General features: G+C 69.9%; 15 protein-coding genes and 1 tRNA gene. 7 read left to right on the top strand and 9 right to left on the bottom strand.

Annotated elements, in window-relative coordinates:
* Positions 1-7: 7 nt before the first annotated feature.
* Both ABZ851_RS01790 and ABZ851_RS01785 read right to left on the bottom strand, forming a co-directional pair.
* Entirely contained in the window at positions 8-1,468 is a 1,461-nt protein-coding gene (locus tag ABZ851_RS01790) for an aminopeptidase P family protein (protein ID WP_361120685.1), read from the bottom strand.
* Positions 1,469-1,731: 263 nt separating this feature from the next.
* Positions 1,732-3,378, bottom strand: coding sequence for a PP2C family protein-serine/threonine phosphatase (locus ABZ851_RS01785; protein ID WP_361120682.1), 1,647 nt, complete (start codon positions 3,376-3,378; stop codon positions 1,732-1,734).
* A 697-nt stretch (positions 3,379-4,075) separates the two neighbouring features.
* Between ABZ851_RS01785 and ABZ851_RS01780 the strand changes: the two genes are divergently transcribed.
* Both ABZ851_RS01780 and ABZ851_RS01775 read left to right on the top strand, forming a co-directional pair.
* Positions 4,076-4,861, top strand: coding sequence for a bifunctional DNA primase/polymerase (locus ABZ851_RS01780; RefSeq protein WP_361120679.1), 786 nt, complete (start codon positions 4,076-4,078; stop codon positions 4,859-4,861).
* A 327-nt stretch (positions 4,862-5,188) separates the two neighbouring features.
* Positions 5,189-5,821 carry a hypothetical protein gene (locus tag ABZ851_RS01775; protein ID WP_361120676.1) on the top strand — a complete coding sequence of 211 codons (633 nt, stop codon included), beginning with the start codon at positions 5,189-5,191 and terminating at the stop codon, positions 5,819-5,821.
* Positions 5,822-6,069: 248 nt separating this feature from the next.
* Here ABZ851_RS01775 and ABZ851_RS01770 read toward each other — a convergent pair whose 3' ends face one another.
* The 3 genes from ABZ851_RS01770 to ABZ851_RS01760 form a co-directional block, all read right to left on the bottom strand.
* A complete protein-coding gene (locus ABZ851_RS01770; RefSeq protein WP_361120673.1) occupies positions 6,070-7,038 on the bottom strand; it encodes a DUF5926 family protein in 969 nt (322 codons plus the stop codon).
* Positions 7,039-7,224: 186 nt separating this feature from the next.
* Positions 7,225-7,920, bottom strand: coding sequence for an ATP-binding protein (locus ABZ851_RS01765; protein ID WP_361120670.1), 696 nt, complete (start codon positions 7,918-7,920; stop codon positions 7,225-7,227).
* 53 nt (positions 7,921-7,973) lie between these two features.
* The gene (locus tag ABZ851_RS01760) at positions 7,974-8,819 is read right to left on the bottom strand and encodes a glycerophosphodiester phosphodiesterase (protein WP_361120667.1); all 846 of its coding nucleotides are present in this window, start codon (positions 8,817-8,819) and stop codon (positions 7,974-7,976) included.
* Positions 8,820-9,444: 625 nt separating this feature from the next.
* On the opposite strand from ABZ851_RS01760, the gene ABZ851_RS01755 reads away from it, so the two are divergent.
* Both ABZ851_RS01755 and ABZ851_RS01750 read left to right on the top strand, forming a co-directional pair.
* On the top strand, positions 9,445-10,956 hold the full coding sequence (locus tag ABZ851_RS01755) for a trypsin-like peptidase domain-containing protein (protein ID WP_361120664.1): 1,512 nt from the start codon (positions 9,445-9,447) through the stop codon (positions 10,954-10,956).
* Between the two features lie 54 nt (positions 10,957-11,010).
* Positions 11,011-11,097: transfer RNA gene (locus ABZ851_RS01750), tRNA-Ser, on the top strand.
* 200 nt (positions 11,098-11,297) lie between these two features.
* Here the strand turns inward: ABZ851_RS01750 and tgmC are convergent.
* Genes tgmC through tgmA form a run of 3 tightly spaced genes read right to left on the bottom strand, consistent with a single transcriptional unit; the run spans position 11,298 to position 13,755 of the window.
* The gene (gene tgmC, locus ABZ851_RS01745) at positions 11,298-12,533 is read right to left on the bottom strand and encodes an ATP-grasp peptide maturase system methyltransferase (protein ID WP_361120662.1); all 1,236 of its coding nucleotides are present in this window, start codon (positions 12,531-12,533) and stop codon (positions 11,298-11,300) included.
* Entirely contained in the window at positions 12,530-13,495 is a 966-nt protein-coding gene (gene tgmB / locus ABZ851_RS01740; protein ID WP_361120659.1) for an ATP-grasp ribosomal peptide maturase, read from the bottom strand. The genes tgmC and tgmB overlap by 4 nt, the downstream gene beginning before the upstream one ends.
* Positions 13,495-13,755, bottom strand: coding sequence for a putative ATP-grasp-modified RiPP (tgmA, locus tag ABZ851_RS01735; RefSeq protein WP_361120656.1), 261 nt, complete (start codon positions 13,753-13,755; stop codon positions 13,495-13,497). The genes tgmB and tgmA overlap by 1 nt, the downstream gene beginning before the upstream one ends.
* A 286-nt stretch (positions 13,756-14,041) precedes the next feature.
* On the opposite strand from tgmA, the gene ABZ851_RS01730 reads away from it, so the two are divergent.
* Entirely contained in the window at positions 14,042-15,256 is a 1,215-nt protein-coding gene (locus tag ABZ851_RS01730) for a helix-turn-helix domain-containing protein (protein ID WP_361120653.1), read from the top strand.
* A 19-nt stretch (positions 15,257-15,275) separates the two neighbouring features.
* Positions 15,276-15,788, top strand: a complete 513-nt coding sequence (locus ABZ851_RS01725; protein WP_361120650.1) for an NUDIX hydrolase — start codon at positions 15,276-15,278, stop codon at positions 15,786-15,788.
* On the opposite strand, the gene ABZ851_RS01720 is transcribed toward ABZ851_RS01725, so the two are convergent.
* Positions 15,785-16,906 (bottom strand): DUF5677 domain-containing protein, encoded by a 1,122-nt coding sequence (locus ABZ851_RS01720; RefSeq protein WP_361120647.1) that lies wholly within the window; start codon positions 16,904-16,906, stop codon positions 15,785-15,787. The two genes, ABZ851_RS01725 and ABZ851_RS01720, sit on opposite strands and share 4 nt — an antisense overlap.
* Positions 16,907-17,495: 589 nt before the next feature.
* Between ABZ851_RS01720 and ABZ851_RS01715 the strand changes: the two genes are divergently transcribed.
* Entirely contained in the window at positions 17,496-18,917 is a 1,422-nt protein-coding gene (locus tag ABZ851_RS01715) for a hypothetical protein (protein ID WP_361120645.1), read from the top strand.
* Positions 18,918-19,197: the final 280 nt, after the last annotated feature.

The raw sequence follows: 19,197 nt of genomic DNA, 5'->3' as shown, positions 1-19,197 counted from the left end.
GACGCGGCTACTTGCCGAGCAGCCCCGCCATCCAGGCCTCGACCTCGTCCGACCGCCGCGGCAGCGCGGCCGACAGGTTCCGGTTGCCGTCGTCCGTCACGAGGATGTCGTCCTCGATCCGGACGCCGATGCCGCGGTACTCCTCGGGGACCGTCAGATCGTCCGCCTGGAAGTACAGACCGGGCTCCACGGTCAGCACCATGCCCGGCTCCAGCGTCCCGTTGACGTAGTGCTCGGTGCGGGCGGCGGCGCAGTCGTGGACGTCCAGGCCGAGCATGTGGCCGGTGCCGTGCAAGGTCCAGCGGCGCTGCAGCCCCAGCTCCAGCACCCGCTCGACCGGGCCCTCGACCAGACCCCACTCGACCAGCTTCTCGGTGAGCACCCGCTGCGCCGCGTCGTGGAAGTCGCGGTAGGCCGCGCCCGGCTTGACCGCCGCGATGCCCGCCTCCTGCGCCTCGTACACCGCGTCGTAGATCGTGCGCTGGAGGTCGGTGTACCGGCCGTTGACCGGCAGGGTGCGGGTGACATCGGCGGTGTAGAGGGTGTGGGTCTCCACCCCGGCGTCCAGCAGCAGCAGGTCGCCGGAGCGCACCTCGCCGTTGTTGCGGACCCAGTGCAGGGTGGTGGCGTGCGGTCCCGCGGCGCAGATCGAGCCGTAGCCGACGTCATTGCCCTCGACGCGGGCGCGCAGGAAGAAGGTGCCCTCGATGTAGCGCTCGCTGGTCGCCTCGGCCTTGTCCAGGACCTTGACGACGTCCTCGAAGCCGCGCACCGTCGAGTCGACGGCCTTCTGCAGCTCACCGATCTCGAAGGCGTCCTTGACCGCCCGGGCCTCGGAGAGGTACACCCGCAGCTCTTCGTCGCGCTCGGCGGTGACCTTGTCGGTCAGTGCGGCCTCGATGCCGGCGTCATGGCCGCGCACCACCCGGACCGGCCCGGTGGCCTCCTTGAGCGCACCGGCCAGCTCGCGTACGTCCTTGCACGGGACGCCGAGCAGTGCCTCGGCCTCGCCGAGGCTGTGGCGGCGGCCGACCCACAGCTCGCCCATGCCGTCGAGCCAGAACTCGCCGTTCTCGCGGTCGGAGCGGGGCAGCCGGTGGATGGTCGCCTCGTGGCCGTCCTTGGTGGGCTCCAGGACCAGGACGCTGTCGTCGGTCTGGTCGCCGGTGAGGTAGACGTACTCCGTCGAGGCGCGGAAGGCGTACTCGGTGTCGTTGGAGCGGGTCTTGAGGTTGCCCGCCGGGATCACCAGGCGCTCGCCGGGGAAGCGCGCGGACAGTGCGGCGCGGCGGCGGGCGGCGTTCGGGGCCTGCTCGACCGGCTGCAGATCGTGCAGCTCGGTGTCGGCCCAGCCGCTCTTCATGTTCTCCGCGAGCTCATCCGAGACGCCCGGGTAAAGGCCGTTCTTGCGCTGCTTGATCGGCTGCTCGTCCTCGTCCGGGGTCTCCGGCGTGAGCTCGTCGGTCACAATGCCTCCTTTTAAGACTGAACCGCCTTCCATCGTATGTGCGGATCGAAAGCGGTCCAGAGGCAGAAAGGCGTGACCTTCCCGCACGAAGGCGCGACCTTGCCGGGAGGGCGGCTTCGGGACGCGGGGCACTCTCAAGGGGCGGACGGGAGGGGCACGGCTCCGTACTCCGGTGCCGGGTGTCCGCTATCCGGTGCGGCCGGTGTGCGTCCCGGCGTGCGGCTCGGGGTGCCCGTCGTGCGCCGTGCGGCCGCCCCTGCGCCTCACTCCTCGAAGTACGCCGCGAGCAGCACCACGTCCTCCTCCGACGACGGATCGTCCAGACCCTGCGGCAGCATCGTGCGCACGATGTGATCGACGACCGCCTCCGGATCGTGGCGGCTCGCCCTGGGAACGCCGGCCGCGGCCGCGTGCAGCCGGGTGAAGGCGCGGTCCATGGGCTCGCCGGTGCGGTGCAGCAGCCCGTCGCTGTAGAGCAGCAGGGTCTCGCCGCCGGCCGGTTCGATCTCCACGCTCGGCGCTTCCCAGCAGGCCAGCATGCCCAGCGGCGCGGACAGTGAGGTCTCCACGAACTCGGTCCGCAGATCACCGAGGATCAGCGGCGGGCAGTGGCCGGCCCCGGCCAGCAGCAGCTTGCGGGCGAAGGGGTCGGCGATGCCGCCGGGCAGCACCGGCGGCCCGCCCGGAGCGCCGGGCGGCGGCTCGGTGTAGGCGAACAGCGCGGTGGCGCTGCGGGCCGGCTCGGTCAGCCGGAGCAGCAGTTCGAGGTCCGAGAGGACCGCGACCGGGTCCTCGCCCTCCATGACGGCGTAGGCGCGCAGGGACGCCCGCAGCCGCCCCATGGCCGCCACCGCGCTCGGCCCGGAGCCGGTCACCGAACCGACGGCCAGCCCCAGGGCGCCGTCGGGCAGCGGCAGCGCGTCGTACCAGTCGCCGCCGCCGCGCGGCCCGGTGCTGTGCCGCACCGCGAGGCGTACGCCGGGGATCCGCGGCAGCCGGTGCGGCAACAGCTCCTTGCGGAGGGTTTCGGCGGCCCGGTGGCTGCGGTGGAGTTCGAGGAGGCGGGCGAGGTGCTCGGCGGCGTGCGCGCGGTAGAGGCCGACGAGATGGCGCTGTCGCGCGGTGGGCTCGGCCGGTTCGTCGTAGAGCCACACCGCGGCGCCGGTCCTGCCGAAGGGTGCGGCGCAGAGCGGGACCGCATAACTCGCGGCGTACCCGAGCCGGGCGGCGACCTCGCGCAGGCGGGGGTCGAGGTCCTTCTCACCGGGGATGTCGGGTTCGGCGATCTCGGTGCAGGGGCTCGCCGGCGCGTCGTCGCGGGGGCCGGCGGCACGGCTCCCGTCGCGCGTCGCGTGGCGGGTGTCGTCGCCGGTGGCCCGCTCCGGGAGGCCGTCCAGTATCCGCGCGTACGACAGGGCGCGGCGCGGGACGGTCTCGATATGCCCGATCTCGGCGTGGCCGAGGCCGAGGCCGACGGTGGTCTCCGGGCCGAGTCCGTCGGACGGCGCGAGGACGACGAGACCGCGGCGCGCGCCGACCAGGGAGGCGCCGGCGCGCAGCAGCTCGTGGAGGGCGTCCTCCAGCGTGCGGGTGCGCGCGAGCCGTTCGGTCAGGTCGTGCAGGGTGCTGAGGTCGGAGATCCAGCCGGCCAGCCGGTCCTGGACCGCGGCGAGTTGGTCGACGACGGAGATGTCGGGGACAACGCCAGGCGCGGAGCCGGGCACGTCGCCCGGGGGGCCGCCCGCGGAGGTGCCGGACGAGCCGTCAGGCGATCCGCCTGACGAGGCGTCGGAGGGGGCGCCGGCAGCGCATCCCGAGGGCGCTTTCGGCCCGTGGGGGTCGACAGTGTGCGCGGGGGCGGGAAGGACTGGTTCGATTCCAGCCACTTTCGGCACGTGAGGGGTGGTCATGGCCGACGGCTCTCGTCGAGTCTGGCGTTATCCGAGGTCAGGCCGCTTTTTGGTGGGGAGTGCGGCATTTTGTTGAGTGATGTTGCGCGGTAAGGTTGGCCGCTCAATTTCCTCAATAGCATCGCAAACCCCCATGTCATGCTGCTCCGCTATTAATGCCTCCACATGTACACGCAGTAGCGATGCGATGTCCAGCATTGTCCCCATGGGGTTTGTGGTGTCAGCGAGGTCTGTAGATTGGCCTGAAAAAATCCCCCCGAACGTCAATTTGCGGTCGACTGACGGCGATCAGCAGCGCGTCATCACCACAGTGGCGGGTACGTACTCGGAAAGGTGCGGAGTCAGTTGGCGCCGTACCGGAACTCTCCGGCGGGCACCGGCGTCTAACAAGCCGACGACCGCGACGCACTCCCAAGAGGCGGGGACTGCACCACGGAAGTGCAAGCGCCAACGCACGCCACCCCTCGTCACACTTCACGCCCGGCGTACGGCGTGATGCGCTGCTTTGTACACGCGGTGACCAGTGACCACGTGGCGTGATCGATGCCGATCGACCCCGGGCTCCCCGGCCGGGCCGCAGGACACGCCCCACAACGGCATGCAGCGGCACGGCGCACAACGATGGTGAACCCGGCATGTAGTGCCATGCAGTGCGATGGACAAAGCCCTCGGCGTTAACGGAAAGGAACGAGCGCTCATGCGCGAGATCCTCGGAAGGCGACGCAAGCTCCTGTTCCGGCGCGGCGGAAAGCCGGCGCAGCTCGGTGCGGCGCTCCACTACGCCACCGAGTGGCAGTGGCCCGTACTTCCCGGTGTGGGACTCCGCTCCGGCGGCCGGCAGCCGGCCGGCGCCCGGCTCGGCCTCGGCGAGCGGGCCACGCGTCGCTGCAGCTGCCCGGACCCCGACTGCGTGGTGCCCGGCGCGCACCCCTTCGACCCCGGTCTGCTCGCGGCCACCACCGATGCCCGGATGGTGCGTTGGTGGTGGACGAACCGCCCCGATGCCCCGGTCGTGCTGGCCACCGGCGGCGGCGCACCCTGCGCGGTGAGCCTGCCCGCGGTCGCCGGGGCCCGCGCCCTGGCGGCGCTGGACCACTTCGGCGTGCGCCTGGGCCCCGTGGTGGCCACGCCCACCCGCTGGTCGCTGCTCGTATCGCCGTACGGCCTGCCGGAGTTGGGCGAGCTGCTGCACTCCCAGGACTGGGTGCCCAGCTCGCTGCGGTTCCACGGCGAGGGCGGCTATCTGGTGCTCCCGCCCTCCCAGGTCGGCGCCGGCCAGGTCCGCTGGGAGCGCCCGCCGGCGTCCCCCGAACTCCCCACTTCTCCCCCACTCTCCACTTCGTTCGAGCGGGGGGGCCTCCCTGCGCAGGGGGGACCCCCATCCCCGGCCGCGCCCTGGCTGCCGAAGGTGGCCACGATCGTGGACGCGCTGGTCACGGCGAGCACCGGCTCCCCCGACGGCGGCAGCCGGCTCGCGTACTGACCCTCGCGGATGCTCCGGGCGCCCGATGCGCACTCGGGCGCCCTCATGCTGTGCGGGCACCTGCCGCGGCGGATGAGGGGCGGACGGAGGGGCGGACGGGGGCCGCGCGGACGGATGAGTGGCGAAGGGGCGGACGGATCCGGGGCCGCGCCGACGGCCGGGGGCGGACGCACGGAACGCCTCGCGGTGGATCACCCGTACGGGTGTGACCTGCCCCGATCTCTCGGGGAAACCGGCGCCCGGGCGCCCGGGGGTACCCCCGCCGGCCGATAGGTTCGGCCCACCGTCAAGCCGTCGTCAGCGGCATATCGAGTGCAGGTGGGGGCCATGCAGCGTGCGCAGAGAATCCGCATGATCGGGCTCGCCGGCACGGCGCTGCTCGCCCTCGCCGTGCCGCTGGGCGCCGCGACGGCCGGCCCGGCCGGCACCTCGTCCCCGGGGGCGGGATCCGGGGAAGCAGTCAAGGCCGAAAACAGCCCCTCGGAAGAAAAGGGAAGCAGGGGAAATAACGGCAGTAAGCCGGGCAAGAGCCCCCGCACTGCCGCCCCCGGCTCCAGGAGCCCGGCCGGCTCCTCCGGCCGCCCCGGCCTGCCGCGCCTCTCCGGACGCACCTCCCGCTGCGGCCCCGACCTCACCGCGCCCCAGGGGATCGCAGCCCAGACCTGCGTGCTCGCCGGGGACGGTGTCACCTGGGGGCGTACGTACTACCGCAACCGCGCCGGCGGCCGGCTCCGCGCCGTACTGACGCTGCTGCGGCCCGACGGCGGGACCGTCCAGGTGAACTGCGAGGTGGCGGCGGGTGGTGCGCCGGGTGTGTGCGAGACGCCGGTCACCCCGACCGTCCACCGGAGCCGGCCGCGGTACACGGCCGTGGCGGAGATCGCCGACGCGGCGGGGGAGCGGCTGCTGCTGCGGGCCGGCAGCAACTCGTCCGCGGCGGGCAGCGGTTCGGAGCGCTGAGGCCGCGGGCTGCCGAGGAGCCGGAGGAGCCAAGCGGAATGCCTGGTTCCGGACATGGAAGCGCCCGGTCGCTGGCGACGGGGGATGCACCAGCGACCGGGCTTCTAGAACCGTAACAAGAGATCGGCGGTTCGCAAATTCGATCGTGGAATTCCGGACGCCTCTTTACCGGCAGGTACGGGGAGTTGTGACGGGCGTCACGCCTCGTCTTGCCCGGGGCGTCCGACCACGGCCGAGGACGGGGGCGATCAGCTCAGGGTGACCTGACGGTTGGTGAGCCCGCCGCGTGCCCGGCGCTCCTCGGGGGTCAGCGGGGTGTCCGTCGCCAGGGCCCCGGCCAGCCGTTCGGCGAACGCCGCGGCCGGCTTGGCGACCTCGTCGGCGCCCATCTCCTTGGGCAGGTCCCAGACCGGGACGACCAGGCCGTGGGCGCGGAACGAGCCCACCAGACGGGTGCCTTCGCCGAGCGAGGCGGCGCCCGCCGCGTGCAGCCGGGCGAGTGCGTCCAGCAGCTGCTCCTCGGGGTGCGCGGTGACCCAGCGCAGGTGGTTCTTCTCCGGGGCCTCGCACCAGTACGCACCCTCCAGACCGGGGATCCGGGCGGTCGGGATGGCCGCCGCGTTGGCGCGCTCCAGAGAGGCGGCGACCTCGCCGGTGGCGTTCTCGGCGTTCTCCACCCAGAACTCGAAACCGGTGTGGACGGTCGGCTCAAAAGCGGCGTCCGGGTCGAGCAGATCCTGCAGCCGAGGACCGTCGGCGCTGTGCCGCTCGGCGGGTACCGGGTTGCCGGGCTCGGTGGCCAGCGCGCGCTGCAGAGTGTCCGCGAGGTCGCGGCTGAGGTCGCCGGAGGCGGTGTCGTTCTGCAGGCCGAGCAGCACCGCGCCGTTGTCGCGGCGCAGCGCGGGCCACGCCATCGGCAGCACGGTCGCCAGCGTCACGGACGGGACGCCCTCGGGCAGCCCGCCCTTCAGGGTCAACTCGGCGGTGGCGGCGGGCACCAGCTCGCGCAGGGCCACCCAGTCGCACTCACCGGGCAGGCCCTCGAAGGGGCGCTGCACGAGCTCGGCGGCGGCGTGCGCTGCCTGCCGGCCGTGACAGGCCTTGTACCGGCGGCCGGAGCCGCACGGGCAGGGCTCACGAGCGCCGACGACCGGCACCTCGCCGTCCTTGATCTGCGGTGCTGCGGCCTGGGGCTGGGGACGGCGCTTCTTGGCCATGGCGACGGGGTCTCCTGGTCGATCCTGGACGTACGGACGCGTATCTGCGCGAGCCTAGAGGATCACTTGCGCGGTCGCGTCCGGTTGCGCACCGGGCCGTGTCATGCCCTGCCGCCCGCACGCCGGTGCGTCCCGGCCCGGACGCCGCCCCGTCACCGCCGGGCCCCGGCGTGCCGCTGCCTGCCGCTACGTCAGATCGTCGAACTCCGGGAAGGCCGGGCCCAGCGGCAGCCCGCCCCGCACGCCCGCGCCCGTGGCGAGCGAGGGCGGCAGATCGGGCAGCAGGTCCACGCGCGTAGCGAACGCGCCTTGCAGGGAGAGGACCGCCCAGACCGTGACTTCGCCGGTGACCGTGTCGCGCACGCCCCAGTCCTTGGTGAGCGACCGGATGATCGCCAGTCCGCGGCCGCCGCGCGCGGTGACCGACGGAGTGGACGGAAGGGGGCGGGTCGGACCGCCGCCGTCCGTGACCGCGACGGTCAGCCGGCCCTGCGCATCGATGCGCCAGGAGGCCCGCACGGACGCCGCGGGGACGTCCTTCGCGTCGGGCGTGACGGATGCGCCGGGAGGTACGGAACCCGGTGCTCCCTGTTCGTATATCGGACGCGCATGGCGACACGAATTGCTCAACAGCTCCGACAGGACGAGCACCGCGTCATCCACGACGCTGTCCTGAACTCCACTTGCCAACAGCTCTTCACGCATGCGTCGCCTGGCCATGCCCACACCCACTGGACCATGGGGTACGGCCATGATCGACGACGTCGGCACCTCTTGTGCCACCACCAACGCCACCCCCGAGACCTCCTTTGCCCCACGCCACGGGATGAATGCCCCAATGGACTGGACCGGAAACCGGCCAAGCGGCACACAGTGACGCACTGGACATAACCGCATACGGCCCGAATGCGCCGGTGCACACCCCGTGAGGAGCTTTAGCCAAGGCCGAGTTGCTTACGCACCTGTTTGGGGCGGTTCGTAATGACCGCGTCCACGCCCAATTCCCGGCACAGCTCGACATCTTCGGTGTCGTTGACGGTCCACACGTGCACCCGGTGGCCGGCCCGGTGCGCCTTGGCGACGTACTCGGGGTGCGCGCGGAGGATCCGTATCCCGGGGCCCGCGATGCCGACGCCGGGCGGGAGCCGGCCGTCGCGGTGCCGCGGCGTGAGGAACTGCATCAGGTAGACGCCGGGGATGCCGGGCGCAGCGGCCCGTACGCGGTGCAGCGAGCGCGCCGAGAAGCTCATGACCCGGACCGGGGAGGTCCAGTCGGTGCGGGTGGCCGGTCCGGTGTGCCCGAACCGCGCGAGCAGTTCGACCAGCCGCTCCTCCACCTGCCCGGCCCAGCGGGTGGGGTGTTTGGTCTCGATGGCCAGCTCGACCCGGCGGTCGGCGTCGGCGACCAGCTCCAGCAGCCGCTCCAGCGTCAGTACGGAGGTCCGCTCGGGGTCCTCGTGCTGCCGGTCCGGTGCCTCGTTCGCGGACCCGTCGTCCTTCCAGGAGCCGAAGTCGAGCGTGGCCAGGTCGGCGAGCTCGAGGGCGGAGACCGAGCCGCGCCCGTTCGACGTGCGGTTCACCCGCCGGTCGTGGACGCACACGAGGTGGCCGTCCGCGGTGAGCCGGACATCGCACTCCAGGGCGTCCGCGCCGTCCTCGATCGCTCTGCGGTAGGCGGCGAGGGTGTGCTCCGGGGCGTCCTCGGAGGCACCGCGGTGGGCGACGACGGAAATGGCGGGACGGCCCGGACGGCCGTCCTGGGCGGGGCGTGCATAGGTCACCGCGTTATCGTGCCATCCACCGTCGCCGGGCCGCCGGGCGCGTACCCCGGGGTGCGGAACCGGGGATGCGCCGGTTTTGTCCGGCATAAAGGATGAGGTGACAGTCACAGCCTTGGCTTACGGCGCTCTGACGCGTGGTGGGAAAAGCTGGGAAGGGAGACTCGCCCGTACCGTCCGGCCCGTAGTGGCGGCCGGACCCGCGGACCGGGTCTCGCGACAGCCGGGAGGTGCGGACCGGGCCTGCAGTCATGGCCCGAGGACCCTGATCTGCGGACTCCGAACCGTGGACGGGACTCGCCCGTACTGCCCGGATCCTTGATGCTGGAGTACCGGGTCCCCCGTCCGGCAAGGGGAACCGCACGACCGGAGGGCCCGCCGGGCCCGCCGGGCCGGAAGAGACAACCGGGAGGCCCACGGGTCTCCCACCGCACCAACCGCACCACCCGGCGGACCGCACGGCCCGCCGCACCGCACCACCCGGACGCACCCCCAGGGTCCGGCCGAACCGCAAGCCCCGGAAGAAACGGCCCGCCCCGGACCCTCAGAGTTGGCTGAGGGGCCGGGCGGAGGGGACACCCTCCACCAGGCCGTGGGCGCCGACAGTCGTGAAGCTGAGGAGAGAGCTGTGAGCACCGAGAACGAGGGAGCCGCCGTCCCGTCGGAGGCCAAGCCGCCGACCGGGCCGCAGCCGGACAGCGCCTCCGTGTCCGCCTCCGGCGCCCGGACTCCCGGCGTCCCGCCCGCGGCGCCCCCGCCGCCGGAGTTCGCACCGACCGTCACCTCGGCCGCCGGACCCGGCTTCGACGATCCGGGCCGGATGCCGCCGTACAGCGACGGACGCCGCCCGCAGCCCGGCTACGGCCACCCCGGCGACGACCCGGCGGACGACCGGACCAGCCAGTTCCCCACGTACTCGGCGGCCGGCCCCGGAGCGGGTGCCGGCGGCTGGGGCCAGCAGCCCCCCTACGGTGGCGGCGGCGACCCCTGGGGCACGACCGGCAGCCCCGCCCCCAAACGGCGCAACGGCGGCCTGATCGCGGCCGTCCTGGTGGCCGCGCTGGTCGCGGGCGGTATCGGCGGCGGCATCGGCTTCTGGGCCGCGGGCCAGAGCGACAGCGACTCGACGACGGTCTCCGCGTCCGGCGACCCCGGGGCACTGAACCGCAAGCCCACCTCCGTCTCCGGGATAGCGCAGAAGGCGCTGCCCAGCGTCGTGACGATCGAGGCGCAGGGTGCCGGCGGCGACGGCGGCACCGGCACCGGCTTCATCTACGACAAGCAGGGCCACATCCTCACCAACAACCACGTCGTCGCCAGCGCGGCCGACGGCGGCAAGCTCACCGCGACGTTCTCCAACGGCAAGAAGTACGACGCCGAGGTCGTCGGCCGTGCCCAGGGCTACGACGTCGCCGTGATCAAGCTCAAGAACACCTCCGGCGCCCCGCTCAACCCGCTCCCGCTCGGCAAGTCCTCCAATGTGCAGGTCGGCGACGCCACCATCGCCATCGGCGCGCCCTTCGGCCTGTCCGGCACGGTCACCACCGGCATCATCAGCGCCAAGGACCGCCCGGTGGCCTCCAGCGACGGCGGCGGCACCAGCGCCTCGTACATGAGCGCCCTGCAGACGGACGCCTCGATAAACCCCGGTAACTCCGGCGGCCCCCTGATGGACGCCGCCGGCAACGTGATCGGCATCAACTCCGCCATCCAGTCGGCCGGCAACGGCGGCGGACTGGGCGGCGAGTCCCAGCAGTCCGGCAGCATCGGCCTGGGCTTCGCCATCCCCATCGACCAGGCGCGACGGGTGGCACAGGACCTGATCAAGACCGGCAAGCCGGTCTACCCCCAGATCGGCGTCCAGGTCGGCATGCGGGACACCGGCAACGGCGCGACCATCGCCCGCACCGGCAACAACGGCTCCGATTCCGTCACCCCGAACGGCCCGGCCGACAAGGCGGGCCTCAAGCCCGGCGACACCATCACCAAGCTCGACGACACGGTCGTCGACAGCGGCCCCACCCTCATCAGCGAGATCTGGCAGCACAAGCCCGGCGACCAGGTCACCCTGACCTACAAGCGCGGCGGCAAGGAGCACACCACCCAGGTCACCCTGGGCCAGCGCACGGGCGACAAGTGACGCGCTAGTCTGATCCCGCGACACCCAAGCGCCCCGCGCGCCGCGGTGCCGCGGGGAGGCTTGCCCGAGCGGCCTAAGGGAACAGTCTTGAAAACTGTCGTGGCGGCAACGTCACCGTGGGTTCAAATCCCACAGCCTCCGCAGACAGACGGCCCCTGACCTGGGAACTCCCGGTCGGGGGCCGCTTCGTTTCCCGATGGCCGATGGATCCGTGGCTGACCGTTCTTGGCCGCGTTTGGCCGCGTGCTGTCTGGCACGGAACTGGCACGCGCAGATGGCGTAGCTCAGCCCCGCCCACACGAACCCGAGGCGGCTGTGTGGGCCGGGCTGCGCAGTGTGCGTCACTCCGGCAGAGGCTGGTGCTGGTGTCGCCAGCGGAGACCTGGCTCGTCTCCAATCCAGTAGGAGCGTGCGTCGGTGGTGATCTGTTGCCCGCCGATCCAGTAGGCGTGTGCCTCGGCGCTGACCTCCAGCCGGACAGCGCTGATGCCTGGCGAGCCGACATTCCGCCATGCGTTAAGCGCGTCTTCGATGGCGTCCCAGATGGCCACTGGACCGCCCTGCCGCACGGTCCATCCGTCTTCGTCGGCGGTCAGTGCGGCGAAGGCCTCGCGGCCTGAGTCGAAGAGATACACCGTCTCGCGGCTGTCGCTGACGGCTCGCACGAGCTGGGCCCCTGGTGCAGCGAGTTGTGCCAGGAAGGCGGGCATCCAGTCGTTGAGCACGTCGGGGGAGAGGCTTGTTCTGCGCTCGCTGTCTGCATAGGCGGCGCGGGCGGAGAGGTCTCCGGAGAAGGGCGTAAAGGCTTCCGCGCGGGCGGGCATGAATGAGGCGCGACCGATGATCCGGCCCTCTGCTGTGCCGTCTTCCTTTACGGTGAGTTTGGCCAGGCCGGTGCCGTAGGACCAGGAGCTGGGACCCACTGTGGCAAGGATGATCCCGCCGGGCTTCGTCTGCCGGACCCAGGCGTAAGGAATGCGGCGGACCGCACAGGTGCTGATGATCCGGTCGTACGGTGCGCGGCAGGGGTGGCCGAGGAGTCCGTCACCGGTGACGGGCCAGGTTGAGTACCCGGCCTCTTCCAGGGCTGCGTCTGCTCGCTCCGATACGGTGCGGTCCACTTCCACGCTGGTGACGTTGTCTTCTCCCAGGCGGTGGCACATCAGGCCCGTGGAGTATCCGGTGCCGGTACCGATTTCCAGGACGTTCATGCCCTCCTCCACGTCCAGGGATTCGAGCATCCCCACGACGGTGGACGGCATGGTGGAGGAAGAGGTGGGGAAGCCGGTCATGAGCCCGTCGGCTGTCTCAGCTGTGGTCTGGCCGTTGAGCTGGGTCACCCATGTCTCGTTCTGGTAGATGAGGGCCAGTCGCTCGTCTTCGTCGGTGGCCGGGGTGATGGGGGTGTACTGGGTGATCCCGTTGGGGCCGGCCTCATCTTTGAAGAAGGACGGGAGGAACAGTTCCCGGGGTACGGATTCGACGGCCTTCCGCCAGGCGGGGGTCTTGAGGACTTCCCCGTGTTCGAGGCGGTCCGCTAGAGCGCGGCGGAGTGTTGCGGGGTCGGTGTGGGTCATGGGGTGGGTCCTTGCTCCAGGAGGTCAGCGAACGCGGATGCGATAGGGAGCCCGGTCTCGTCTTCGAGCCAACCCCACTGGCCGTTGGGATTCAGCTCCAGCCAGTGGAGGTCACCGTCACGGGTGATGCACAGGTCATAGCTGCCGGAGGCAAGGCCGAAGAGATCCAGGTGCTCCGCCAGGGCGTGTTCTACCTGGGGGGAGAGGGCGATGGGCTCGTAACTGAGCTTGCTGTAGTCCGCTCGCCAGTCCAACAGGTCGGAGTCGATGCGGATCGCGAACACCTTCGGGCCGACGATGACCACGCGAACGTCCGCCACCTTGTCCACGCGGGCTTGGAAGAGGTGCGGGACCACGGCCACGCCCTCGTCCACCTCATCGGCGGTGACGGGTTCAGCCCAGGTGGTCAGCCCTACGCCGTCGTTGCGCCTGTAGGGGGTCCAGCGCAGCGCCTTGTAGATCACTTGACCGTGTTCCGCGATGAACCCGCGGATTTCGTCCAGGTCGTTGGAGATCAACGTGGGTGGAACGGTCAGGCCGACGCGTTCGGCCACGGCCAGTTGCAGGGGCTTGTGTTCGGCCGTGTGGTTACGGAGTGGGTGGTTCACGTAGTGGGCGTTCGGCAGGGCGTACAGGCTGCCGCCGAGCCCATGGCGGACTTGGGCTGTCGCGAACCGGGCGTCCGGGTCGTCAAGGTGCTCGAAGTGGGGCCAGGTCGGGCGCCGCCAGTACACGGACCGCACCCCCTCCAGGGTGGTCTTCCTGGAGGGGGTGCGGAGGTGGCCGGCAGGGGAGACCGCCGGGCGGGCGCCGAACCGGGCCGACAGTAAGAGCCGGTCACCGATATCAGAAGGGTCGAACCGTACGACGGGCACACCGCGCTTGTTCAATTCGGTGATCACCATGTCTGCGGTGACGTCGTCCACTTCGGTGACGACCGCCACCGGTCCGGCGTCGGCCATCAGTCCTGCTCGCTGTCCTGGTCGTGGTCGGTGTCATTGCGGCTGTCCTGGTTGGTGGACTGCGGGCTGGTCTCAGTTCCCTTGCTGGTGCCGTGCTTGCCCATCTCCACGACGCCGCCGCGCGTATCGCGAAACACGGTGATCTGCGTAGCGGCGTCGAGTTCAGCCGTGGCGTACGCGGGCTGGTACACAGTGGAGTAGGGGCGCATCCGGCTGATTCCCCAGGGGATTTGCTTAGGGGCCCTCGTACTGGCGTGCATGAAATTCCTCTCTTCCATTCCTTGTCGCTATCGCTACCCGTCCCTGCCGGGGTTCCCGAAGTGAGTATGGAAAGGGGTCGGGTATGTCCGGCAGGAACGGAGGCTCGAAGGCTGCTGGTGGACATGCTTCTCACGAGCCGTCAACAACCCACCTGAAGACACAAGTTGCGGTCTCGGTGCATCTCACCCTGTACGCCTTCGACGCTATGCCGCGTGTGCGGGGAGACCCCGGAAAATCCTTCCGGGGTATCGTGCCGAACCGGGCTGAGCTGTAACCATGCGAGGAATGACGCAGCATTTGACGACCGGCGAACGTGTTGCCTGGTACCGCCATCGCCGTGGTCTGTCGCAGGACGTACTGGCTGGACTTGTTGGCCGAACGGCCGACTGGCTCGGCAAGGCGGAGAACAACCGCATCGAGCTGGATCGGCTTTCGGTGATCCGGAAGCTCGCCCATGCGCTCGATGTGTCCATCGGCGATCTGATCGGCGAACCCACCCTGCTGGAGTGGTCGAAGGACAGCGGCCGTCGCACCCTGCCCGCTCTCCGCGAAGCGCTCATGGACTACCGGCAGCTCGCCCCGCTCATCGGGACGCCGGCCGCAGGCGAACCTCCGACGCCGGCGGCGCTCCGCTCCGATGTGGGCGAAGTCTGGGACGCCTACCAGGACTCCCGGTACGGATTCGCCGCCCGACAGCTCCCATCGCTCCTGTCCGACGCGCTGCTCGCGGCCCGGTCCTGCTCGGGTGACGAGCGCGAGGAAGCGAACGGCCTGCTCGCCATGACCTACCAGGGTGCCGCTCTGGTGCTCGGCAAGCTCGGCGAGAACGAGCTGGCCTGGATCGCCGCGGACCGAGGACTCGCCGCGGCGCAGCTGAGTGGGAACAAGGTGATCATTGGGTCGCTGTTCCGGTCCGTGACCCACTGCCTGCTTTCCGCGGGACGCTTCGAGACGGCCGCACAGCTCGTGAAGGATGCGGCCGGCTTCCTGGAGCAGGGCCTTGGCGACCCGACGCCGGCGTACATGTCCATCTACGGGACGCTGTTCCTCACCGGGGCCATGGCCGCGGCCCGAGCGGAAGACCGAGCAACGGCTCAGCAGTTCCTCCAAGAGGCGGAAACCGCGGCTGCCCGGCTCGGCGCAGACGCCAACCACATGTGGACGGCCTTCGGCCCGACGAACGTGGCGATCCACCGAGTAGCTGCTGCCGGCGAGCTGGGCGACGTACAGGTCGCGCTGGACCTCGGCCCGCTGGTGGACACCAGCGGCCTCCCGGTGGAGCGGCGGGTCCGGCACGGCCTGGAGGTCGCGCGGGCACTGAGCGCCTGGAACCGCACCGACGACGCGCTCGCCGCCGTGCTGGAAGCCGAGCAACTTGCCCCTGAGCAGGTCAGACACCACTACATGAGCCGAGACCTCGTCCTCGGCTGGGTCCGAGGCACCCGAGGCCGCCCGAGCCGGCCGATCGCCGACCTGGCCGAGCGGCTAAGAGTGGTGTGAGCTGGTTAGGCTCGTTCGTATGAGCGACAACGAGCACGAGGCGAAGATGGCGCGCCCGAGGATGGCCTCGGGCGCGTTGTTCTTTGACGAGCAGGGTCGGGTCATGATGCTGGAGCCGACGTACAAGGACTATCGGGAGATCCCCGGCGGTTACGTCGAGGCGGGTGAGTCGCCGCTGCAGGCATGCGTCCGGGAGGTCCGCGAAGAACTGGGCATCGCGCCTGAGATTGGCCGCCTCCTCGCCGTGGACTGGGCGCCCAGTCCTTCCGAAGGCGACAAGGTGCTCTACCTCTTCGACGGCGGCGTGCTGCCGGTGGAACTCCGGGACCGGATCCAGCTGCAAGTCGCTGAAATCGGAGCGTACGACTTCCACCCGCTGGACGCCGTCGCTGACCTCACGATCCCGCGGCTGGCTCGGCGCATCGTTGCTGCGGCTGCGGCGCGGGCTGCCGGGCGGGTCGCTTACCTGGAACATGGGTGTGCTGCCGAGCGTGGCGGTCCGAACCTGCCTGAAAGCCAACCTTGTTGCTAAGCCCTCATGCCGTCGCTTTTGAACTCGGATACTGCGTGATCCTCGGCGTCACGAACAACTTTCACGCCACAAAGAAGGTCGAAATCTCCAGTGAGCGAGGCCACTGCCGTGCACGCCGCCGCGCCGACATCGGAAAGAGTAATTACGGCAACAGCCATGAAGTGCCTGATGGTCTGATGCTGCACTTCGCTCACAGTTGAGAAAGCCGATCCATTGCGAAGCTGAAGCCGGTTTACAAGCGCGCTCGGACCGGCATGAATTGCATCGTTACCGTCCATGTAGTAGCCGCGCATATGCTCCATTCCCACCAGCTTCTCAATTTCAGCAAATGGAATGGGAGGCCTGCGTCCCGGAAAGAGTGGGGCTGCCCACCCATTCTGACGGAAAAAGTCACTCCCCCATGCCGCCTCTGCTCGACGTTCGATCTCTGCGTCTGATTCCTCCAGTGGCTCCGGTGCCCCTCCCTGCGCTTCGACTGTCCGTGCGGCCTTGCGGGCCTCGGCCACAGTCCAGGCCCCGTAGCGGTCAGAAACGTTCGTGGTCATCGGCCCCTGGAGGGAGAGAGCGAGTGTGATGACTGCGAGTTCATGCAAGCTCCTGGTCCTCGCTCTTACAGCTTCAGGGAACCCGTGCTCGGAGAGGAGCCGAACCTCATTCGAAATAGAGCATGCACGCGAGTGCAGTGAAAGCAATAGCAGGCATTTGAGTGCTTTCCCTCCCAAGGCGTCTTGCACGCCTAGAAGTGCCTCTTTGGGGATAGATTTCTGATGTTCGAGAGTCCATGTGCCGATAGTGTGCTCGATAGCCGCGTTTAGTACCTCCGAAGCCGTTAAGGTTTCGTCGAACAGGATGAGCCCCCGCCCCCATCTCCGTAGATGAGTGCGCCTGATCTTGGCCATCATCTTTTTGCGGGCTCGACGCCGCTTCTCTATCTCGCGCAGGAACCAATTGTGATCTTCAGGTGTTAGCTCGTTCGCCAATTTGATTGCCTCGTTCATGGCTGCAAACAAGGCGCTCCCAACTTCGTCCTTGTCTTCCTTGGTGAATGATCCCTTCGCGATGTCTTCATTGAGCTTATTTACGGCGTGCCGCAAAAGCGCCGAGTCTTCCGGTTTCAATCTGCTTCACCCCTCCTGTCGGAAACCTTCCATTCAATCGCAGGTCTCGTGCAGGAAGCAACGGGTATGCGCTCTCCCACGCCTCTTGGTGCTTCTTCCCGCCCCTGGGAGGAGCCACGGACCGTCTGCCCAGGCCAGGCGCGTGCCAGCTGGGTGTTGGAACACGCCGGGCAACGCAGCCCGAGGCCTTCCGTGGGGTCGGCCCTGATTGGGTGCGGCCAACCTGCGGCCAAGTTGGAGAGACTGTTCGGGGGTAAAAACGCTCCGTTGCAGGTCAGGGCAAGTGCTGTGCCGGAAGAGTCAGCAGTCTTGAAAACTGTCGTGGCGGCAACGTCACCGTGGGTTCAAATCCCACAGCCTCCGCAGACAGACGGCCCCTGACCTGGGAACTCCCGGTCGGGGGGCGCTTCGTTTCCCCCGTGTCGTCGATCCGATGGATCCGCGGCTGACGGCCTTGGCCGTGTGCGGCCGCTCCGTGGTGGTGGGCGGCAGAGGCCCGTCGTAGGTGCTGGTCAGTCATTCCCGCGTCAGGCCCCCGGCGCTCGGGGCGTTGGGTGAGACTGCCCGGATGCTCGATCTGATAGCAGTGGTGTTCAGGGCGCTGGTGGTGCTGGCGTTCTGGGGGTTGGTCACGGGAGTCGTCGGTTTGCCGGCGTTTGTGATCTTGCGATTGCTCGACCCTGGCGACCGGTGGCGCGTCCGCGCGAGGGTCATGTTCCTTGGCGCCCGCGTGGTGGCCCTGGTGATCCGGGGGTGGGTGAGAGTCGTACATGAGGCCGTACGGGTCCGCGCGCGGTCGACAGGGCGATACCTGGCGTGGGCCCGCCGAGGGTTCGGCCCAGCTGCGGATCGGCTGTTCCCGCGGTCGTACGCGGTGCGCACGGCGGTGGCGCGGTGGTACGAATCCATCCCGGGGGCCCTGCTCTTGTACGTCGTCAAGGCGTACGTCTTCCTCCAGGTCACCCTGAACGCCGGTGCGCTGGTGACAGGCCTGACGCGGGGAACGGTTGACCTGTGGGAGAGGAGCGGTCAAGCGGCGGAGGCGGCCGAGGCGCACGGTGCCATCATCACTCGCGTGGACACGCCGCCCGACGTCGTCAAAGGGGTCGGGGGCGGGGGCATTGATCCGCTCGCATCGATCGTGGCGACGTTGCGAAGGACGGTCGAGGCCATCGCAGATACGGCCACGCCGTATCTGCCGGCGCTTGCTGATCCACTGGGCCGGCCCAGAGACGCCGCAACGGCCGTGGTGGCGCTGGTCCTGACGGTGGCGGCCCTTATGGCGGTGCGGGCGGTCCTGGTCGCGGTTGGGTTCCTGGCACCTCCCACCCGGTACCAGCAGGCGAAGAAGACGGCGCACCTGGACCCCACCCCGCGGTTCGCGGCAGCACGGAAACTGCTGAGCCTGCGGGTGGGTGAGGCCAGGAGGAACCGGCCCGTGGTGGACCTGGTGCGATGCCTCGCCCGGGTGGGATACGCGCGCCGGCACTATCTCCGGATGGCCGAGATCCGTGAGCCCTTGGCCGCCCCGCGGGTGCACCTGGCAGAAGCCGAGCGGGTGGTGTGGTCGGCCTGGCGTACGCGGCATGCGGCCGTGCGGGGTGTTCAGGCGGCCCGGTTCAAGCGGCACGCGGCCGATGTGGTGGGTGTCCTGCGGGCCGTGGAAGCGCGGCAGGACTCCGATGCGGACACCAAGGCGGTGTTCGATGAGATGGCGCGGCTGTTGGCCAAGATTGCAGAGCGGTACGCCCAGGGCCGCACGCTGGCTCTGTTGGACCCGGACGACCTTGAGGGCGTCACGGCGGCCGTGAACCGGGAATGGGTACGGCTGGTGATCCTGGGCGCCGGTGTATGCGGGGTGGCTGTGGGCGGTGCGTTCCTGGATCTCCCCGACCAGGTGACGGCCCAGGTGACGGGGGTGTCTGCGCTGGTCTTGGTTGCGCTCCTGTACGGCGTCCGGTTGGCGCCCACGGACCTCATGGACGTGGTGCGGGGCCAGAGCCGTAAGTAACCGGGAGTCGGCTGAGGCCAGGGAGATCAGCTGGTCTTCGAGCGCTACCGGTGAGGCGGGGAGGCCGCCGTCGGACGGCAGCCGCTCGGCGGCGGACGTCCTCAGCGATCCCGGATGCGCGATCCCGGATGCGCGATCCCGGATGCGCGGGCGCGGACGCAGGCGTGGGGCGCATCGCACGGAGACGGGAGAAGCTTCTGCAACTGGGCGTCCACGTGCGGCAGAAGCCCTGATGGAAGGGCCGAGCGAGGCCTTGGTGCTGACCCGTGCAGGACGTTCA

This window comes from Streptomyces sp. NPDC047049 (genome assembly GCF_040643995.1).
Taxonomy (GTDB): Bacteria; Actinomycetota; Actinomycetes; order Streptomycetales; family Streptomycetaceae; genus Streptomyces; species Streptomyces mooreae.
Note: the sequence above shows the minus strand (reverse complement) of the source record. Positions and strands in the feature narration are given on the sequence as shown.